The 19,090-nt window shown below is 72.2% G+C and carries 17 protein-coding genes and 1 pseudogene; 10 read left to right on the top strand and 8 right to left on the bottom strand.

The features are described 5' to 3' along the window. The first annotated feature begins 121 nt into the window (after positions 1-121). Positions 122-2,740: a helicase-associated domain-containing protein gene (locus tag AB0B40_RS10060; RefSeq protein WP_362263658.1), complete on the top strand. Its 2,619-nt coding sequence runs from the start codon at positions 122-124 to the stop codon at positions 2,738-2,740. Positions 2,741-2,932: 192 nt separating this feature from the next. Here AB0B40_RS10060 and arsM read toward each other — a convergent pair whose 3' ends face one another. After that, positions 2,933-3,823 carry an arsenite methyltransferase gene (gene arsM / locus AB0B40_RS10055; RefSeq protein WP_345051316.1) on the bottom strand — a complete coding sequence of 297 codons (891 nt, stop codon included), beginning with the start codon at positions 3,821-3,823 and terminating at the stop codon, positions 2,933-2,935. Between the two features lie 105 nt (positions 3,824-3,928). Between arsM and AB0B40_RS10050 the strand changes: the two genes are divergently transcribed. Genes AB0B40_RS10050 through AB0B40_RS10040 form a run of 3 tightly spaced genes read left to right on the top strand, consistent with a single transcriptional unit; the run spans position 3,929 to position 5,485 of the window. Then, entirely contained in the window at positions 3,929-4,300 is a 372-nt protein-coding gene (locus tag AB0B40_RS10050; protein WP_362263657.1) for a metalloregulator ArsR/SmtB family transcription factor, read from the top strand. Continuing rightward, on the top strand, positions 4,297-5,031 hold the full coding sequence (locus tag AB0B40_RS10045; RefSeq protein WP_345051319.1) for an MIP/aquaporin family protein: 735 nt from the start codon (positions 4,297-4,299) through the stop codon (positions 5,029-5,031). Before AB0B40_RS10050 ends, AB0B40_RS10045 begins: the two co-directional genes overlap by 4 nt. 31 nt (positions 5,032-5,062) lie before the next feature. Beyond that, entirely contained in the window at positions 5,063-5,485 is a 423-nt protein-coding gene (locus tag AB0B40_RS10040) for an arsenate reductase ArsC (RefSeq protein WP_345051320.1), read from the top strand. 111 nt (positions 5,486-5,596) lie between these two features. On the opposite strand, the gene AB0B40_RS10035 is transcribed toward AB0B40_RS10040, so the two are convergent. Together AB0B40_RS10035 and AB0B40_RS10030 are read right to left on the bottom strand one after the other, a co-directional pair. Further along, the gene (locus AB0B40_RS10035; protein WP_345051322.1) at positions 5,597-6,067 is read right to left on the bottom strand and encodes an NUDIX domain-containing protein; all 471 of its coding nucleotides are present in this window, start codon (positions 6,065-6,067) and stop codon (positions 5,597-5,599) included. A gap of 2 nt (positions 6,068-6,069) precedes the next feature. Continuing rightward, the gene (locus AB0B40_RS10030) at positions 6,070-6,813 is read right to left on the bottom strand and encodes an XRE family transcriptional regulator (protein WP_345051468.1); all 744 of its coding nucleotides are present in this window, start codon (positions 6,811-6,813) and stop codon (positions 6,070-6,072) included. A gap of 157 nt (positions 6,814-6,970) precedes the next feature. Here AB0B40_RS10030 and AB0B40_RS10025 point away from each other — a divergent pair. Beyond that, positions 6,971-7,603: pseudogene (locus tag AB0B40_RS10025) on the top strand (replication initiator); the annotation flags it as partial. Further along, positions 7,600-8,109 carry a hypothetical protein gene (locus AB0B40_RS10020; protein WP_362263656.1) on the top strand — a complete coding sequence of 170 codons (510 nt, stop codon included), beginning with the start codon at positions 7,600-7,602 and terminating at the stop codon, positions 8,107-8,109. The pseudogene AB0B40_RS10025 and the gene AB0B40_RS10020, both read left to right, overlap by 4 nt. 76 nt (positions 8,110-8,185) lie before the next feature. Here the strand turns inward: AB0B40_RS10020 and AB0B40_RS10015 are convergent, their stop codons facing one another. Further along, positions 8,186-9,745: a recombinase family protein gene (locus AB0B40_RS10015; protein WP_345051327.1), complete on the bottom strand. Its 1,560-nt coding sequence runs from the start codon at positions 9,743-9,745 to the stop codon at positions 8,186-8,188. Positions 9,746-9,855: 110 nt separating this feature from the next. Between AB0B40_RS10015 and AB0B40_RS10010 the strand changes: the two genes are divergently transcribed. Further along, on the top strand, positions 9,856-11,496 hold the full coding sequence (locus AB0B40_RS10010) for a DNA repair helicase XPB (protein WP_345051329.1): 1,641 nt from the start codon (positions 9,856-9,858) through the stop codon (positions 11,494-11,496). Positions 11,497-11,526: 30 nt separating this feature from the next. On the opposite strand, the gene AB0B40_RS10005 is transcribed toward AB0B40_RS10010, so the two are convergent. Continuing rightward, a complete protein-coding gene (locus AB0B40_RS10005; protein WP_362263674.1) occupies positions 11,527-12,600 on the bottom strand; it encodes a glycosyltransferase 87 family protein in 1,074 nt (357 codons plus the stop codon). A gap of 99 nt (positions 12,601-12,699) precedes the next feature. Further along, on the bottom strand, positions 12,700-12,882 hold the full coding sequence (locus AB0B40_RS10000) for a hypothetical protein (protein WP_345051331.1): 183 nt from the start codon (positions 12,880-12,882) through the stop codon (positions 12,700-12,702). Positions 12,883-13,265: 383 nt separating this feature from the next. Between AB0B40_RS10000 and AB0B40_RS09995 the strand changes: the two genes are divergently transcribed. Then, complete coding sequence (locus AB0B40_RS09995; protein ID WP_345051473.1) at positions 13,266-15,254, top strand: ATP-binding domain-containing protein; 1,989 nt, start codon at positions 13,266-13,268, stop codon at positions 15,252-15,254. A gap of 132 nt (positions 15,255-15,386) precedes the next feature. Here AB0B40_RS09995 and AB0B40_RS09990 read toward each other — a convergent pair whose 3' ends face one another. Together AB0B40_RS09990 and AB0B40_RS09985 are read right to left on the bottom strand one after the other, a co-directional pair. Continuing rightward, positions 15,387-16,085, bottom strand: coding sequence for a copper homeostasis protein CutC (locus AB0B40_RS09990; protein WP_345051332.1), 699 nt, complete (start codon positions 16,083-16,085; stop codon positions 15,387-15,389). Between the two features lie 89 nt (positions 16,086-16,174). Continuing rightward, positions 16,175-16,843: a maleylpyruvate isomerase family mycothiol-dependent enzyme gene (locus AB0B40_RS09985; protein ID WP_362263655.1), complete on the bottom strand. Its 669-nt coding sequence runs from the start codon at positions 16,841-16,843 to the stop codon at positions 16,175-16,177. Positions 16,844-16,945: 102 nt separating this feature from the next. On the opposite strand from AB0B40_RS09985, the gene AB0B40_RS09980 reads away from it, so the two are divergent. Next, entirely contained in the window at positions 16,946-17,590 is a 645-nt protein-coding gene (locus AB0B40_RS09980; protein ID WP_362263654.1) for a hypothetical protein, read from the top strand. Between the two features lie 37 nt (positions 17,591-17,627). After that, positions 17,628-18,722 (top strand): GNAT family N-acetyltransferase, encoded by a 1,095-nt coding sequence (locus AB0B40_RS09975; RefSeq protein WP_362263673.1) that lies wholly within the window; start codon positions 17,628-17,630, stop codon positions 18,720-18,722. Positions 18,723-19,090: the final 368 nt, after the last annotated feature.

Genomic DNA, 19,090 nt, shown 5'->3' with positions numbered 1-19,090 from the left:
GTACCGCTTCCCGCCGATCGCCCGGGGCGGGGTGACCGGCCCTCGGGGCGGCCGGGCGCCGGGCGGGCCGTGCGCGGCCGACCTCTCCGGTCCGGCCGGGATGTCCGCTAACGTTGGCCGGATGAGCCCCGAGGCCCACTCAGCCCCTCGGTCCCTCGCGGAGGCGCTCCGCGCGCGGGACGACGCCTCCCTCGCCGCGCTGCTGCGCAGCCGCCCGGACCTCATCACTCCCGTCCCCACCGATCTCACCCAGCTCGCCACACGCGCCGGCACACGCGCCTCCGTCCTGCGCGCGCTGGAACGGCTGGACCGGTTCGCGCTGCAGACCGCGGAGGCCCTGGCCGTGGCCCCGGACCCGGCGCCCTACGACACCCTGCTCGGGCTGATGGCCGGGGACGCCGGCGACGAGGCGGTGGCCGGCGCACTGCCGCGGGCCGTCGCCACCCTGCGCGAGCAGGCGCTGGTGTGGGGCGGTGACGACCGGCTGCGGCTGGTGCGGACCGCCCGCGAGCTGCTCGCGCCCTCACCGCAGCATCCGTCCCCGACCGGGCTCGGGCCGACCGTCCAGGAGGCCACCTCGGGCATGTCGCCGGGACGGATCCAGGAGATCGTGACGACCGCCGGGCTGGCGTCGACGCACGACTCGGTGTCCGCGGTGACCGCGCTGGCCGGGTTGTTCACGCACCGGAAGAAGATGGCGAAGCTGCTCGCCGGGGCCCCGGAACCCGCCCGCGAGGTGCTGTCCCGGCTCGTGTGGGGGCCGCCGTACGGGCAGGTCACCGCCGAGCCGGCGGCGCATCTGCGCTGGCTGCTGGACCGCGGCCTGCTGCTGCCCACCGCCCCCGGCACGGTGGTGCTGCCCCGCGAGGTCGCCCTGCATCTGCGCGAGGGCCGTGCCCACCGCACGCCCGAGCCGCTGCCGCCCGCCGTGGTGCCGGCCGCTGCCCACAGCCCGCAGGTGGTGGACGCCACCGCGGCGGGGCAGGCGTACACCGCGCTGGCCACCGTGGAGGAGCTGCTGAAGGACTGGGACGAGGGCGGCCCGGCCGTCCTGCGGGCGGGCGGCCTGAGCGTGCGCGACCTGAAGCGGACCGCCGTGGCACTGGACGTGTCCGAGCCGGTCGCCGCGTTCTGGACGGAACTGGCCTACGCGGCCGGCCTGATCGCCTCCGACGGTGAGGTCGACGAGCGGTACGCGGCGACCCCCGCCTACGACGAGTGGCTGGAGCAGCCCCCGGCCGAGCGCTGGGCCCGGCTCGCCCAGGCCTGGCTGACGGCCACCCGTACGCCGGGACTGGTCGGCGGCCGGGACGCGAAGGACCGGGCCCTGTCGGCGCTCGGGCCGGGGCTCGACCGGTCCGCCGCGCCCGAGGTACGGCACCGGGTGCTGTCCCTGCTGGCCGGACTGCCGCAGGGCGCGGCCCCGGACGCCGGGTCGGTGCTGGCCCGGCTCGGCTGGGAACGGCCGCTGCGCGGGGTCCGGCGGGACGGCGAGGACGACCTGCGCTCCCGGCTGGCCCGCTGGACCCTGTCGGAGGCGGAACTGCTGGGCGTGACCGGGCGGGGGGCGCTGGCGGCACAAGGACGCGCACTGCTCGGCGCACCGGCCCCCGCTGCCGGGCCCGACTCCGCGACGCCCGGCACGACCGGGACCGGCACGGCCGGGACCGGCGCGCCGCCCCCCGGCACGTCCCCGGCCGGCGCCGGCTCCCCCGTGCCCGCCGGGCCCGGTGACAAGCTGCCGGTGCACCATCACCGCCCGCCCGACCGGCTCGCGCCACTGTCCGCCGCCGAGCAGGCCGTCGCCACCGCCGCGGCGGCCCGGCTGCTCGCCCCGCTGCTGCCCGAGCCGCTGGATCACGTCCTGCTCCAGGCCGACCTGACGGCGGTCGCCCCGGGCCCGCTGCGGCGCCCGCTCGCGGAGACGCTGGACGTGCTGGCGGACGTGGAGTCCAAGGGCGGCGCGACCGTGTACCGGTTCACGCCCGCGTCCGTGCGGCGTGCCCTGGACGCCGGGCGGACCGCCACCGACCTGCACGCCTTCCTCACGGAGCACTCCCGCACCCCGGTCCCGCAGCCGCTCGCCTACTTGATCGACGACGTGGCCCGCAGACACGGCCATCTGCGGGTCGGCGCCGCCTCGGCGTACGTGCGCTGTGACGACGACGCCGTGCTGAACGAGATCCTCGCCGACAAGCGGGCCGCCGCCCTGCGCCTGCGCCGGCTGGCCCCGACCGTGCTGGCCACCCCGGCCGATCCGGCGGCACTGCTGGAGGGACTGCGCGCGATGGGGTACGCGCCCGCCGCCGAGTCCGCGGAGGGCGATGTCCTGATCACCCGTGCCCACGCCCACCGCACCCCGCCGCGCACCGCGCCCGAGCCCGTGCCGGACGGGCCGCCGCCGCCCGACGCCACGCTGCTCGGGGCGGCGATCCGCGCGATCCGGGCCGGTGACCTGGCCGCCACCACGCCACGCAAGCCCGTCGGCGAGCCGCTCGCGGGCGGTGAGCTGCCCCGGACCTCCTCCGCGGAGACCCTGGCCACCATGCAGGCCGCCGTCCTGACCGGCGACTCCGTGTGGATCGGCTATGTCAACGCCGAGGGCGCCGCCAGTCAGCGGGTCATCGCCCCGGTGCGGGTCGAGGGCGGCTTCGTGACGGCGTACGACCACACGGCGGACGAGGTGCGGACGTACCCGCTGCACCGGATCACCGGGGTCGCGGAACTGGCGGACGACTGAGACGGCCGCCCGGTGAACCCCTCGGAGCATGTCCGCCCGATGAGGCACACTGGACGTTTGGCCGTTGTGGAAAGGGTGTGCCGCGCGTGAATGGTCCACTGATCGTCCATACGATCAGGCGCGATGCGCATACTAGCGGATAGATCCGAGCTGTGGAGTGGCTACGGTCGGCTGCGCGTGCTGTCGTTGCCGTCAGTTCTGGCAGCCACAGCCGCTCGCGGCCTTGGCCTCGGCGACCGTTGTCGACGGATCGGCGGCCTGCTCATCGGGGGTGCAACAGGCACTTACGCCGCAGCAGGCCGCGGTTGCGGAAGAGGCGTCCGCCTCGGCCGTGCTGGCAGGCTTGACCGCGCGGACGATGGCGGAGTGCATGCCGTCGGCAACCGGGTGGGTGGGAGTGATCTCGACGTCTGTGAAGCCTGCGGCCTCCAGCCCCTGGCGGTATTCGGAGAAGGACAGTGCGCCAGCGATGCAGCCGACGTAGTCGCCGCGCTCGGCTCGCTGTCCGGGCGTGAGAGTGTCGTCGGCGACGACGTCGGAGACTCCGATCCGGCCGCCGGGCTTGAGGACGCGGAAGGTCTCGGCGAACACGGCGGGCTTGTCGACGGACAGGTTGATCACACAGTTCGAGATCACCACGTCGATGGTGTTCGCGGGCAGCGGGATCGCCTCGATGGTGCCCTTCAGGAACTCGACGTTCGTCGAGCCGGCCTTCTCGGCGTTGGCAAGGGCTAGGGCCAGCATCTCGTCGGTCATGTCCACCCCGTACGCCTTGCCGGTGGAGCCGACTCGTCGGGCCGAGAGCAGGACGTCGATGCCACCGCCCGACCCCAGGTCGAGGACGCGCTCGCCCTCACGCAGTTCTGCGACGGCGGTCGGGTTGCCACAGCCGAGGGAGGCGGCGACGGCCTCAGCGGGGAGGGCATCGCGCTCGTCGGCGGCGTACAGGGTCGAGCCGAAGTTCTCGTCGATCTCGACCGGTTCGGGCCCGCAACATGCGGCGCCCCCCTCGGTCACCTTCACGGCCGCCGCGGCATAGCGCTGGCGGACGGTTTCACGCAGTTCAGTGGACTGCTCGCTCATGACTCACTCCCAGGTGACGGGGCATGGCGGTGCCCCGGAACGGCCTGTATTGACGTTCGTTGATTCAACCTTGCGCCTTGAATCGAAAAACGTCAACATAGAGGCATGTCGAAACAAGAGCTTGAGGTGATCGGGCAGGACGCCGCGTGTTGCGCGGGGCTGTCCTCACCGCTGGATGAGGACCAGGCGGCCGAGCTGGCGAAGGTGTTCAAGGCCCTGGGCGACCCCGTCCGGCTCCGGCTGCTGTCGATGATCGCCTCCCGTGGCGAGGGCGGCGAGGTCTGCGTGTGCGAGCTGACCCCGGCCTTCGAGCTGTCCCAGCCGACGATCTCCCACCACCTCAAGCTGCTCCGGCAGGCCAGCCTCATCGACTGCGAGCGGCGCGGGACCTGGGTGTACTACTGGGTGCTGCCCGGTGTCCTGGACCGGCTCGCCGCATTCCTGACCGCGCCGCAGACCGCCGGAGCGACCGCGTGACCGCGTCCCTGGGCCGCCGTGTCGCCGCCGAAGCCATCGGGACCGGGCTGCTGGTCGCGGTCGTCGTCGGCTCCGGGATCCAGGCCACCGAGTTGTCGCACGACGTGGGCGTGCAGCTGCTCGCCAACTCCCTCGCCACCGTCTTCGGCCTGGGCGTGCTGATCGCCCTGCTCGGGCCGGTCTCCGGCGCGCACTTCAACCCGGCCGTCACACTCGCCGCCTGGTTCACCGGCCGCCGCAAGCCCGACGGCCTCGCCCTGCGAGACGTGGCCGCGTACGTGCCCGCACAGATCGCCGGGGCCGTTGGCGGGGCGATCCTGGCCGACGCGATGTTCGCCAAGCCGCTGGTCCAGTGGTCCACGCACGACCGGTCCGCCTCTCACCTGTGGCTGGGTGAGGTGGTCGCCACGGCCGGGCTGATCCTGCTGATCTTCGGCCTCGAACGCATCGGCAATGCCTCCCTCGCACCGGTGGCCGTGGCCTCGTACATCGGGGCCGCCTACTGGTTCACCTCCTCGACCTCCTTCGCGAACCCGGCAGTGACCATCGGCCGGGCCTTCACCGACACCTTCGCCGGAATCGCCCCTGCCTCCGTCGCCCCGTTCATCGCTGCCCAACTGGCTGGAGCCTTGCTCGGGCTGACTGCCGTCATCGCTGTGTACGGCCGTCCCGCCCCCGCCGGGGACAAGGTCGTCGTCCCACATGGCGAACCCGAACTCGCCTCCTCCTGACCCACTCCGCTCTCCCGGAAAGACGCCTGCCATGAGCACCCCCGCCCCACGCCCCTCGGTCCTGTTCGTCTGCGTTCACAACGCCGGCCGCTCCCAGATGGGCGCCGCCTTTTTGAATCACCTGGGCGGTGACCAGATCGAGGTCCGCTCGGCCGGCTCCGCCCCCGCCGACGCGGTCAACCCCGCCGTGGTCAACGCCATGGCTGAGGTCGGCATCGACATCTCCGCTGCAACACCCAAGGTCCTCACCACCGAAGCGGTTCAGTCCTCGGACGTGGTGATCACGATGGGCTGCGGGGACGCCTGCCCGGTCTTTCCCGGCAAGCGGTATTTGGACTGGCAGTTGGACGATCCCGCCGGGCAGAGTGTCGACGCCGTTCGGCCCATCCGGGACGAGATCGAGCAGCGCGTGCGCGGTCTGCTCGCCGAACTCGGTATTCCAACGGCGGCGTAACGGACGGCAAGGTGCGACTTCTGCCCTCTCCTGGTGTGATCGTCGGCGGGCAAGCCCAGGGTCGGCGAGCGCCGCCTTGCCGTCAGCGCTGCTGACATCGGGGCGTACGCGTCAGCCGAGGTACGGCTGCTCACGGTGTTCCAGAAAGTGCTGAAGCCGTAGCCGCTGGGTGTGGTGCATGGGCAGCTCGCCCAGCTCCTCCGTCGGGACGAATCGCAGTTCCGTGGATTCGTCGGAGATCGCGAGTTGCCCGCCGACTACTCGGGCGGTGAAACAGACATTGAACTGTCGGCGCACCTCACCGTCCGTATAGGCGATGACGTGGCGCGGGTCGGTGTACGTCCCGACGAGCCCGGTGATCTCCACGTCCAGGCCCGTTTCCTCCTTCACCTCCCGGATGGCGGTTCCCGGTAGCGAGTCGGTCATCTCCATGCCGCCGCCGGGCAGAGCCCAGAGATCGTTGTCTCGCCGGCGCTGCAGGAGAATGCGTCCTTCGTCGTCAGTGACCACCGCGGACGCCGCAACGACCAGACTGTTGGGCTTGGGAGCGTCTGGATCGTCGTAGTACTCGGTTCGTGCCATGGTCACCTTTCTTGGACTGGCGTCGCGGTCGCCCACACCGCAGCGAAGCTGTCAGCGTACGTATCGAACATGCCGCCTGACCCACTTCGGCGCAGGTGCCACACAGGGGCACCGTAGGCGTTCACGCCCCAGACATGGGCGTTGACCAGCGCCTGGTCATCCGCACGATAGATCGAGTTGTAGAGCGTGGTGGCGTGGGTCCGCACCTCGATGCCGGATACCCCGGCAAGGGGGCGGTAGTGCATGAGGGCAAGTCGGCAGCGGGACTCGATCCCGTGCCCGAACCTCTCTTCAGCGCCGCGCTGTTGGACATTCGGACTGTCCGGGTCGCCGATCGCGATACGGATCGCGCAACCGTCGGCAGCTCGCTCGCGCAACAGGTCATTCAGCCGCGGGTACGCCTCGTGCAGGAAAACGGCGGCGTACACCAACACGTCGATGTGCTCGCGGGCCTGGGTCAGCATGTCCACGAAGGTGGATACGGGGAGGTCCGCCCGCTGGTCGTAGAGGGCCACAAGTTCCGGACTGACGGCGCGGGCAGGGCGTGCCTGCCGGAGCGCGGGCCATAGAGCGTGCACGTCTTCTCCTAGTATTTCCGCTGCCAGCATGGCTGTGGCACGGCGCGGCGTACGCCCCAAGTTGACCCATCTTTCAACGGACTTGGGATCGACCTCGACCTTGTTCGCAAGGGCGGCGTACGTCCAGCCGCCAGCGGCCATGGCAGCACGTAGCCTCTCGTTCGGCATCCCAGACAAGGAGCGGCGGCGGCCCATGGCCGCCATAGGAGCATTGCTGCCTATTTGCTCCGACAGTCGGCGAACTTTATCCACAGGCAAATCGGGCCAGGGTTGGAGCTGTGGAAAGACGCACGGCAAATCGCGCTCGCCGTTACCAAGGGGCGGCCGGTACAAGGTCGACCCCATCACCGCCCTGGGCGACGGCGAACTCACCGACGCCCGCGTTGCCGAGTACACAGACGCCAAGGTCGCCGGATACGTCGCCAAGTACGCCACCAAGAACGCCGAAGGCACCGGCACCGTAGACCGCACCCTGATGTGCCGCCCCTGCCACGGGCGCGGCTACGTACGCGGCCCTGACCGCTTCCACGACGTGTGCGCCGACTGCGACGGCACCGGACAGGCCGAACCCATCAAGGCCCTGCCCGTACAGCAGCACGTACGGCAGATGATCCGCACCGCCTGGGCCCTCGGCCACCTGCCGGAGCTCGCCCACCTCAAGCTCTGGAAGTGGGCCCACATGCTCGGCTTCCGCGGCCACTTCTCCACCAAGTCCCGCGCCTACTCGACGACCCTCGGCGCACTCCGTGACGTTCGCCGTGCCTGGCGTCTCGCCCAGGCCGAAGCCGTCCGCGCCCGGGCCGGCCTCCCCACCACCGACGAGACCACCCTCGTCACCGCCTCCTCCTGGACCTACCTCAGCAGCGGCTATCGCCCCGGTGAGGAGTTCCTCGCAGCCCAGGTCCGCCACGACATAGCCCATACGCAACTCCTCAAGCAGGAGGGGGATTTCTCATGATCAACCGCAAGACGACGTTCGTCGGCCGCTTCCACTGCGGCCAAGGCTCCTGGCGTGTCTCCACCGGGACTGCGGAAGTCGCCAGGGTCATCGGGCAGCTCTTCGGCAGGCGATCGCCGTCCCACGACAACCACGAAGCCGACCACTTCGAGGTGCTGCCCCGATCAACCTCCATGCGGGTCGTCATCTCCGGCCCCGAATCCATCAAGGCCGGCCTGCTGACAGCCGCACCCCGCTATGAACCCCAGCCGAGTACTCGCCTCTCGTTCCGCCTCGCCGACGCACACGCCCTCGGCGGCTTCCGCCTCAGTTCCGCCTCATGGGACCTGGCAGAGTCCGTCCCCACGCTGAGGACGGCACTGTCCGAGACGGACGGAGACGCTCTCTGCGAACTGGCTGCAGAGAAAGTTGAGTTCACAACCCGCGATGGTGCGGCGCTGTCGTATTGCCGCCCTTCTATCAAGGTCATCGGACCTTGGCACGCCCCCGATCAGCACGCCGCCTGACCTGAACACAGACAGCGACGCCCCCACCTCGTCCGTCCGGTGAGGGCGCCGCTGCGTGTGTCCGGTGACGTCGGCGTCAGACCTGGCTGTCAGCCGCCTCGGTCTCCTGTTCGCTCTTCTTGGCCGCTGCCGCCCGTCGCATGTGCCCCTCCTCGCCGAAGTACACCGACAGGCGTGAGGTGTCCAGCTTCTTCCCGCCCCGCCGCGCGGGTGCCACCTCCACGTAGCCGCCCGCGTTCAACAACAGGTCTCGCTTACCGGCCACGTCCGAGCGCTTCCACTGCTCGGCGTGCGTCTCGCCGGTCGGCTCCGCCTTCACGCCGCCCGGCTTCGCCGTTCGCTGCCTCTCCTTCAGGGACGCCAGACGCTCCTCCAGCTTGGCGTACTGCTCCGCGTACCGGATCGCTCCGTCGTCACCCCTGAACAGGCCCCGGTCATAGCGGTCCTTTTGCAGGTCGGCCAACGCTTCCTCGGCCTGCCTGATCTGCGGGCGGAAGTCCTCACCCGCCTGCTGGACCATCCGCAGCACGGGAAGGTGCCCGTACTTCGCTAGGAACTGCTCGGCGACATGCTCCTCGGTGGTCACCCCCGCCACGGTCGGCCCGTAGCACTTCTCGCCCGGCTTCTCGTCCCCCTTGGCCGCCCGCTGGCGGTACTTCAGGGGGCCGATGCACCGGTACCGAAGCTGACCGTTGCGCCCGCTGAAGGTGTACATGCGCTCGCCGCAGACTCCGCAGTGCATGATGCCGCGCAGCAGCGACGTCCCCTCCCGGCGCTTCTCACCTGGGTTGGCCCGGCGCTCCAACTCGTCCTGGAGCATCTGCCAGGTGTCCGTGTCGAGGATCGGCGGCCGGTTGACCAGCGGCAGGCCGTCCGTCCGCAGGATCGGCTTTCCGTCCTCGATGACCTGGCCGAGCAACTGGGGGTTGCCCAGCATGCTGCGCAGCGTGGTCGTGTACCACTGTTTGGAGTCGCTGCGCTTGCCCGTGGTCTGGCGTGAGGTGTGGCCGGGCGACGGGACGCCCTCCTTGTTGAGGTCGTTGATGATCTGCATGAGCGAGTCCTTGGCCAGGACCCGTTCCACGATCCGCTTGATCGTCTTGGCCTCGCCCTCGTTGACCGCGAGGACCTTGCCCGCCCCGTTGGGGTTGGGGACGACCATGTACCCGTACGGGACCCGACCGCCGGTGTAGCGGCCCTCGCGGCGCAGGTGCTCGTGCGCGCTGGACACCCGCATGCCGATGGTGTCGGACTCCAGCTCGGCGAAGACCGCGATCACCTTCGCCATGGCCCGGCCCATGGACGACGTGAGGTCGAGCGGCTCCGTCGCGGACGCGAGCGCAACGCTCTGGTGCTCGGCGAGTCTCATGATCTCCGCGAAGTCGACCGTGGAGCGCGCAAGCCGGTCGATCTTGAAGAACACGATCACGTCCAGCTCTGCGAGCCGGGTCAGGATGCGTTGCAGACCCGGCCGGTCGAGGCCCCGCGAGAAGCCGGAGACATCGATGTCTTCCTCGACGACTATGACGTCCCAGCCGCGTGCCTCACACAGCGCCTCGCAAGCCGCTCTCTGGCGCTCGGGAGAAGTCGTCTCGTCCGTTTCACGCGATAGGCGAACATAGACAGCGGCGCGCATCCCCGGCGCGCTGGCCGGAACGCCCTTTTCGGCGCCGGGCACGGGGCATGGCCCGAGCCGTGGCAGGTGCGGTGTCTGTCACGCTGGAAATCCTATCCGTGGAGGTATGCGTGTCCTGCCTAATCGTCCAGTCCGACAAGACCCTGCTCCTGGAAGTCGACCACGAGCGGGCCGACGACTGCCGACGTGCCATCGCGCCCTTCGCCGAGCTGGAGCGGGCGCCCGAGCACATCCACACCTACCGGGTCACCCCGCTCGGCCTGTGGAACGCGCGGGCCGCCGGGCACGACGCCGAGCAGGTCGTCGACGCCCTCGTGCAGTACAGCCGCTACCCCGTGCCGCACGCCCTGCTCGTGGACATCGCCGAGACGATGGACCGCTACGGCCGCCTCACCCTCAGCAAGCACCCCACGCACGGACTCGTCCTCACCACCACCGACCGGCCGGTGCTGGAGGAGGTGCTGAAGTCCAAGCGGGTCGCCCCGCTGGTCGGCGCCCGCATCGACCCGGACACCGTCGCGGTGCACCCCTCCGAGCGCGGGCAGATCAAGCAGACGCTGCTGAAGCTGGGCTGGCCGGCCGAGGACCTCGCCGGGTACGTCGACGGTGAGGCGCACCCGATCGAGCTGCTGGAGGACGGCTGGGCGCTGCGCCCCTACCAGCGGCAGGCCGTGGAGAACTTCTGGCACGGCGGCAGCGGTGTCGTCGTGCTGCCCTGCGGCGCCGGGAAGACGCTGGTCGGCGCGGGATCCATGGCCCAGGCGCAGTCGACCACGCTGATCCTCGTCACCAACACCGTCTCCGCCCGGCAGTGGAAGCACGAACTGGTGAAGCGGACCTCGCTGACCGAGGACGAGATCGGCGAGTACAGCGGCACGAAGAAGGAGATCCGGCCGGTCACCATCGCCACGTACCAGGTGCTGACGACCAGGCGGAAGGGCGTCTACCCGCACCTGGAGCTGTTCGACTCCCGGGACTGGGGGCTGATCGTCTACGACGAGGTGCACCTGCTGCCCGCGCCGGTCTTCAAGTTCACCGCCGACCTCCAGGCGCGCCGCCGGCTGGGGCTCACCGCCACCCTGGTGCGGGAGGACGGCCGTGAGTCGGACGTGTTCTCCCTCATCGGGCCCAAGCGGTTCGACGCGCCCTGGAAGGAGATCGAGGCGCAGGGCTACATCGCGCCGGCCGACTGCGTCGAAGTCCGGGTGAACCTGACCGAGTCCGAGCGGCTGGCGTACGCGACGGCCGAGACGGAGGAGAAGTACCGCTTCTGTGCCACCACCGCGACCAAGCGGAAGGTCACGGAGGCGATCGTCCGCCGCTTCGCCGGGCAGCAGATCCTCGTCATCGGCCAGTACATCGACCAGCTGGACGAGCTGGGCGAGCACCTGAACGCCCCCGTCATCAAGGGCGAGACCTCCAACGCCCAGCGCGAGAAGCTCTTCGACGCGTTCCGGGAGGGGGAGATCAGCGTGCTGGTGGTGTCGAAGGTCGCCAACTTCTCCATCGACCTGCCCGAGGCCACGGTCGCCATCCAGGTGTCCGGCACCTTCGGCTCCCGGCAGGAGGAGGCCCAGCGGCTCGGGCGGGTGCTGCGCCCCAAGGCCGACGGCCACCAGGCCCACTTCTACTCGGTCGTCGCCCGCGACACCATCGACCAGGACTTCGCCGCCCACCGGCAGCGCTTCCTGGCCGAGCAGGGCTACGCCTACCGCATCATGGACGCCGACGAGATCCTCGCCGAGGGCTAGGGCCTCGCGTTCGGATCACGGCGGGCTCCCTCACCTCGGGCTGGAGGCCGGGGCCGGTTTTCCCGTCCGCTCCATCGAGACGACCGGGCGACGGCCGGCCACGCTGTCGTACGCGAGGGGCAGCCCGAAGGCCAGGAGAGGGTAAGCGGACGCCAACGGCTGCTGCCACCACGGCAGGCCCAGGTCCAGGGCGCCCTCGTGCGGCACCAGCCACATCGTGCGGGCGGTGAAGACGAGGGCCACGAGCGCGGCCGTACGGGCGCGCCCCTCCGCGAGCAGTACGGCGAGCAGCGGCACGCACCACACCCAGTGGTGGGTCCAGCTGATCGGACAGATCAGCAGGGCCGTGAACGCGGTCAGCAGGATGCCGTGGCTGTCCCGGCGGGCGCGGGCCGCCAGCGCCAGGCCCGCCACCGCGACCGCTGCCGCCGGGAGCGCCCAGGTGAGGCCCGGCGCGGGGTCGCCCAGGGTGCGGGCGACCAGCCCCCGCAGGGACTGGTTGTCCACGATCCACGCCTTGCCCACCCGGCCGGTCTCGTACAGGCGCCGGGTCCAGAAGTCGGCGCTCGCGGAGGGCAACAGGGCGGCACCCAGCGCGACCGTCGCACCGAAGGCCGCCGTCGCCGTGGCCGCCTCCCGTATCCGGCCGCGCAGGATCAGGTAGATGACGAACACGGCCGGGGTGAGCTTGATGCCCGCCGTGATGCCGAGGGCGAGGCCCTTGGCGCGGGCACCCGGCGGCCGGGTCAGGTCCCACAGGGCCAGGCAGCCGACTGTCAGGTTGATCTGGCCGAACAGGAGCGTCTGGAAGACCGGCTCCAGCCAGAGCGCGCCCGCGGTGGCCGTGCAGAGCAGGGGCAGGGGCAGCCGACGGGAGGCCAGGCGTGCGGAGAGGGCGACGAAAGCGGCGAGCAGAAGCGCGTTGCCCGCCAGGAACGCCGCTTTGAGGGCCGGAACGGGCAGCCAGGTCGCCGGGACGAAGAGGATCGCCGCGAAGGGCGGGTAGGTCGCGGGAAGCCGCCACCGGGTGACGGTGAAGCCGTAGAGATCTCTGCCGTGGGCCACGGCCGCGCCCTCGGCCCGGTAGACGAGGAGGTCGGCCATGGGTGCGCCGCGCAGGGCGCACAGCGTGACGAAGGAGGCGAGGGAGAGGGCGAGAAGGGGCAGGGCCGTCCGTTTCCGCACGGACCCGACCCTATGCCGTCATATGCGGCGTATGCCCGCTTCCTCGCCGTACTCGCCGAGGATGACGACGCTGAACGCCGCCTCGACGAACACCTTCACGGCGCGCAGGGCGTTGCCCAGCGGGTGATGGTGCGGGCCGTCCATGGCCGTGGCGCCGGTCGGCGGCCGGCCGGAAGCTGGAGTGATGGTCGCTGCGCTCATGCCTCCATGGTGGAACTTCGGGCATAAGACGCGCATCGGTCTCCGGGTCCAGTTCTGCGGGCTTTCGAGTAGATCTCCGGGTGGACCCGCGCCCCTACGCCGGACGGACCTCACCCCTAGGGGACACCCGGGCGGAAATGCGTTGGCGCGCGTCCCGCCGTCTCACTAGAATCCTCGCTCTTGCCCGCCTCCCCTCGGAGCGCCGCCGCCCGGCCGGAAACCGGACGGCACTGTCGTCGTAGCCACACAGCAGGCCCACCGGAGGCACCCCCTTGTCCGCGCCCGCCCACGAACCGCCCGCAGCCCGGCCGGCCGACCAGTCGGCCGACCCCCTCTCCCGAGAGCGCTCCCACCTCGCCGCGTCCCGCTCCGCCCTGCGCGCCATGCGCGAGGACGTGGAGGCCCTCGACATCAGCGACGTCACCGCGAACTGGGTCAACGCCGAAGTGCTCGCCCGGCAGATCGACGAGCGCGTCAAGGCGCTGGCCGACCTCAGCGGCACCCCGCTGTTCTTCGGCCGGCTCGACTACCTGCACGCGCCGGGGGCGGAGCGGGCCGAGGGCGCCGGGGGCGAGCAGTTCTACATCGGGCGGCGGCATGTGCACGACGCAAGCGGCGACCCCATGGTCATCGACTGGCGCGCCCCGGTCTCCCAGCCGTTCTACCGGGCGTCCAGGAAGGACCCCATGGACGTCGCGCTGCGCCGGCGCTTCGGCTACACCGGTGGCGACCTGACGGCGTACGAGGACGAGCACCTCTCCGACCCGGCCGATCCCCTGGAGGCGGCCACTGCCGGCAAGCTGCTCCAGCAGGAGATCGAACGGCCGCGCGTCGGCCCGATGCGGGACATCGTGGCCACCATCCAGCCCGAGCAGGACGAGATCGTCCGCTCCGGTCTGTCCGGCACGGTCTGCGTGCAGGGCGGCCCCGGCACCGGGAAGACCGCCGTCGGACTGCACCGGGTCGCGTACCTGCTCTACGCCCACCGGGACCGGCTCGCCCGTACCGGCACCCTGGTCATCGGGCCCAACCGGTCCTTCCTGCACTACATCGAGCAGGTGCTGCCGGCGCTCGGCGAACTGGCCGTCCGGCAGGCGACGGTGGACGACCTCGTCGCCCGGGTCGAGGTGCGCGGCACGGACGACGCCGCCGCCGCGCTCGTCAAGGGCGACGCCCGGATGGCCGAGGTCCTCAGGCGCGCCCTGTACGCGCACGTGACCATGCCTGCCGAGCCGGTCGTGGTGGTGCGCGGCTCGCGCCGCTGGCGGGTGCCGGCGTACGAAGTCGAGGAGACCGTCCGCGAGTTGCTGGCCCGGGACATCCGCTACGGCGCGGCCCGCGAGGCCCTGCCGCAGCGCATCGCGCACGCCGTGCTGGTGCAGATGGAGCGGGCCGGGGAGGCCCCGGACGACCGGGTGCAGGACGCGGTCGCCCGCAGCAGCGCGGTGAAGGCGGCCGTGAAGGCGGTCTGGCCTGCCGTGGACCCCGCGAAGCTGGTGCTGCGGCTGCTGGGTGAGCCGGAGTTCCTCGCCGAGCACGCCGCCGGGATCCTGGACGAGGACGAGCGGAAGACGATCCTGTGGGCCAAGCCGGTGCGCGGCGTGAAGTCGGCGAGGTGGTCGGCGGCGGACGCGGTGCTGATCGACGAGGCGGCCGACCTGATCCAGCGCACCCCCTCGCTCGGCCATGTCGTGCTGGACGAGGCCCAGGACCTGTCCCCGATGCAGTACCGGGCCGTCGGCCGCCGCTGCACCACCGGCAGCGCGACCGTCCTGGGCGATCTCGCACAGGGCACGACTCCGTGGGCGACCCGCAGCTGGGCGGAGGCGCTGGGTCATCTCGGCAAGCCGGAGGGGGCGGTCGAGGAGCTGACGGCCGGTTTCCGCGTGCCGACGGACGTCATCGCGTACGCCTCCCGGCTGCTGCCGCACATCGCGCCCGGCCTCGCCCCGGTCGCCTCCGTCCGGGAGAACCCGGGGTTCTTCGAGGTGCGCACGGTCACGGGGACGGCCGAAGTCGTCGCCGCTTGCGCGGAGTTGCTCCGCAACGAGGGCTCGACCGGTCTGATCGCCGCCGACGCCCGGGTCGCGGACCTCGCCGAGGCGCTGGCGGCAGCCGGCATCTCCTTCCTCGGACCCGGCGAGGAGACCACCCGCGAGACCCGGCTGACCCTCGTCCCGGCCTCGCTCGCCAAGGGCCTGGAGTACGACTACGTGGTCCTGGACGAGCCGCGGGCGGTGGTGGACGGCGAGCCGGACGAGCGCACCGGGCTGCGGCGTCTGTACGTGGCGCTGACCCGTGCGGTGTCCGGCCTGATCGTGACGCACTCGGCGCCGCTGCCCGCGCAGCTCGCCGACCAGGGCGCCCGCTGAGGAACCGAGGTCTCCTCCTCGGATCGGGCCGGGCCGGCCAGCCCGGCCCGATCCACCCGTCGGGCCCCTGGGGCCGCCTGCCGCGCGACGCCCGGCATGATCCCGACGAGAGGCCCTAGGGCCAGACAGGCCCTAGCAGGCTTCCCCGTCCAGCGCCGTACGCCACTGCGCGACCGCGTGCGCCGAGACGGGGCCCCGCCAGCCGTCGGGGCGGGCCGCACCGCCGATGTGGAACGCCTCGATCCGGCCGTCCCGGAGCCGGGGCACATGGGCGAGGCGCAGTCCGCCGCCGACCAGGATCTGCTGCTCGTACCCGGGTTCGCCGTCGTGTGCCGCCTCGGCGAGCAGGGTGGGCAGGCCGTCGTCCACGCCCGCCGCGGAGCCGGCGGTGAGGTAGGTGTCCAGGCCGGGCAGGTCGGCGAGCTGCTTGCGCAGGGCGTCCCGGTCGGCGGCCCGGTCGATCGCCCGGTGGAAGGTCCAGCGGCAGCCGCCGAGAGCGCCGACGACCCGCTCCACGGCGGCCAGGTCGACACCGCCGTCCGCGGCGAGGAAGCCGAGCACGAACTGGTCGGCGCCGGCCTGCCGCAGCTCACCGGCCACGCCGACCAGCCGGTCCACGTCGCCGGCCGCGAACCCGTCCGCGAGGCGGAGCATCACGCGCAGGTCGATGTCGACGGCGGCACGGATCGCGGCGACGGTGGCGGGCGAGGGGGTGAGCCCGTCGGCCGCCATCTCGGTGACCAGCTCCAGCCGGTCCGCGCCTCCGGCCTGGGCGGCGACCGCGTCCTCGACGTCGAGGGCGATCACCTCCAGGACTGCACGCTTGCTCATGGCACCCCATTCATCGGCGTTCATCGGGCGACTACAGGTCTAGTCCAATTTAAGAGTACGCCGGTCCCCGGGCGCCACGGAGCCGTCCTTCACCCGAAGACGTTCAACTCCGCCTCACGGGCCCCGGCCAGCTCATAGGACCCAGCCGTCACCGGCCGCCCCGCGTACAGGCGGATCAGCGTGGCGGCGTCGCCGAGGTACCGGGCGGGCGGACCGCTCGCGGCCACCGCCCCGAGCCGCAGCGGCTCGTCCACGTCATCGAGGTCGGCGTGCAGCGGTACGTGCTCCCTGACCCGGGTGAACCGCGCCAGCAGGGCCAGCGCGTCCGGCAGCCCGTCCCCCGCGTAGGCCCCCGGCACGCCCCACGCCTCCCGCACGTCCCCGGCGTGCACCCACTCCCCCAGCGCGATCACGTCCAGGCCCCCGTCCCCGCGGGCGATCACCGGCCCGGCCTCGGTCATCCCGCGCTCCAGTTCGTCCACCACCCGCGCGTTCGTCCAGCCGGCCCGGTCGGCCACGTCCCGGTCGTTGGACTCCGGCGAGAACACCCCCTTCCCGAGCCGGCCCTCCACCACCCGCATCAGCGCGGCGGAACAGTGCGCCAGCACCTCCCGCACCGTCCACCCGGGGCACCCGGCCGTCGGCAGTGTGAAGTCGGTGTCGGGGCGGGAACGCAGCAGCGGTACGAGGGCGTCGCGTTCCACCGCCAGCAGCCGGCCGGGGAGTTCGGGATCGCGCGCTTCCGGTATCTCCGTCATGCGGTTCACGCTAGAGGCGCCCGCGGGCGGCCGTCACGCGGGACACCGACGGCAACCGCCCGGTGCGGGCCGGTCGCCGGCCGGCGCGGAACAATGGGAGCCATGGCCGACCTCGACGCCCTGCGTCTCCGCTTCGCCCGCGCCCTGGAGGCAGTCCGCGCCCCCGGTGGCGGCCCCGACCCCGCCCCGTACGCCGACGCCCTGCTCGTCCGCTGGCAGGAGCCGCAGCGCCGCTATCACACGGTGGCCCACCTCACCGCCGTACTCGACCACATCGACGTCCTGGAGACCTACGCGGCCGACCCGGACGCGGTCCGCCTGGCCGCCTGGTTCCACGACGCCGTCTACCTGCCCGAACGCTCCGAGAACGAGGAGCGGTCCGCACGGCTGGCCGAGCGCGCCCTGCCGGAGGCCGGCGTACCGGACGCCACCACGGCCGAGGTGGCCCGGCTGGTCCGGCTCACCGTCACCCACGACCCGGCCGACGACGACCGCGACGGCCAGGTGCTGTGCGACGCCGACCTCGCGATCCTGGCGGCGCCCCCGTCCGCGTACGCCGCCTACACCGCCGAGGTCCGCGAGGAGTACCACTTCGTGCCGAACGACGCCTTCCGCGCCGGGCGGGCCGCGGTCCTGCGTCAACTCCTCGGTCTGCCCCGGCTGTTCCGGACCCCCTACGGGCAGGAGGAATGGGAGGCGACGGCCCGCTACAACCTCACCGGAGAGCTGGAAATGCTGTCGACCTGAGGGGTCCGGCCCGCCTAGGGTGCGACCCATGCGTGCCATGGGCGGGGATCAGGTGGAAGAGGCGGTCGCGGGCTGTGTGGCGGCCCTGCGGCCGGCGGTGGACCAGGACTGGACGGCGGTGAGGGCCGGCGGGCTGGAGTGGAACTGCCATGACACGGCGGTCCATGTCGCCGACGATCTCGTCGCCTACGCGGCCAACCTGGCGGGGCGGGCCCAGGACGGCTACTTCCCCTTCGAGCTGACCCTGGGCGACGGCACCGACAACACCGGCCTGCTGCAGGTGGTCGAGGCGACCGGCGCGCTGCTCGCCGCGGCCGTCCGCACCGCCCCGCCCGGCGTCCGCGCCTTCCACCCCTACCCCTTCCGCAGCGCCGACCGGGCCGGCTTCGCCGCCATGGGTGTCGCCGAAGTCCTGCTGCACACCCACGACATGGCCCAGGGGCTCGGCCTCGCCTACGAGCCGTCCGCCGACCTGGCCGAGTCCGTCCTGACCTGGATCTTCCCGCACGTCCAGCCCGGCCCCGCGCCCTGGCCGACCCTGCTGTGGGCGACCGGCCGCGGCGAGCTGCCCGGCCGCGCCCCGGTCACCGAGTGGCGCTGGCGCAACAACCTGGTCGTCCCCGCCGAGCGCGTCACCCTCACCGGCATCCGCCCGGCCGCCGCCGACGATCTGCGCCTGGGCGGCACGGGCGGCTTCGACTGGATCGAGGGCGGCCCGTACGAGGGCACGAGGGAAGCCTGCTCCCACCTGATGAAGGCGTACGAGGCCGGCGTGCACCGGCCGGAGTTCGGTGTCTTCGCCCTCGTCCGGCCCGAGGACGGCCGGGCGGTCGGCGGTATCGGCTTCCACGGTGCCCCGGACGAGGAGGGGCGGGTGGAGATCGGCTACGACCTCGCCGTGGGCGCCCGTGGCAACGGCTACGCGACCGAGGCGCTGCGCGCGCTGACGGGGTGGGCGCTGGCCCGGGAGGACGTCGACGTGGTCCTGCTGACCGTCGAGCACGACAACGTGCCCTCCCAGAGGGTGGCGACGCGCGCCGGATTCACCCGGGCGACCGTGGAGGAGGAGCGGCTCGCCCAGGACAAGCACGATCTGGACGCCGGACTCCGTCTGTACATCCACCACAGCTGACCCCGGCCGCCGAACCGGTGAGCCCGGGAGCGGGGCCGGTGAGCCCGGGAGCGGGCCCGGTGAGCCCGGGAGCGGGCCCGGTGAGCCCGGGAGCGGGCCCGGTGAGCCCGGGAGCGGGCCCGGTGAGCCAGGGTGCCGGGCCGGTGAGCCAGGGTGCCGGGCCGGTGAGCCCGGGAGCGGGGCCAGTGACCCGGGAGCGGGGCCAGTGAGCCAGGGAGCCGGACCGACGAGCCCGGAGGCCGGGCCGGTGAGCCCGGGAGCCGGACCGGCGGGCCCGGGAGCCCGACCAGCGGGCCCGGACCCCGGACCGGCGAACCCGCACGCCAGCCCGACTAGCCCGGACGCCGGACCGAGAGCCCGGACCCCGG

Origin of the sequence: Streptomyces sp. NPDC042638, from assembly GCF_040647235.1 — a bacterium.
Lineage (GTDB): Bacteria > Actinomycetota > Actinomycetes > Streptomycetales > Streptomycetaceae > Streptomyces > Streptomyces rameus.
The sequence above is the reverse complement of the archived record's forward strand: the minus strand, read 5'-3'. Positions and strand labels throughout refer to the sequence as shown.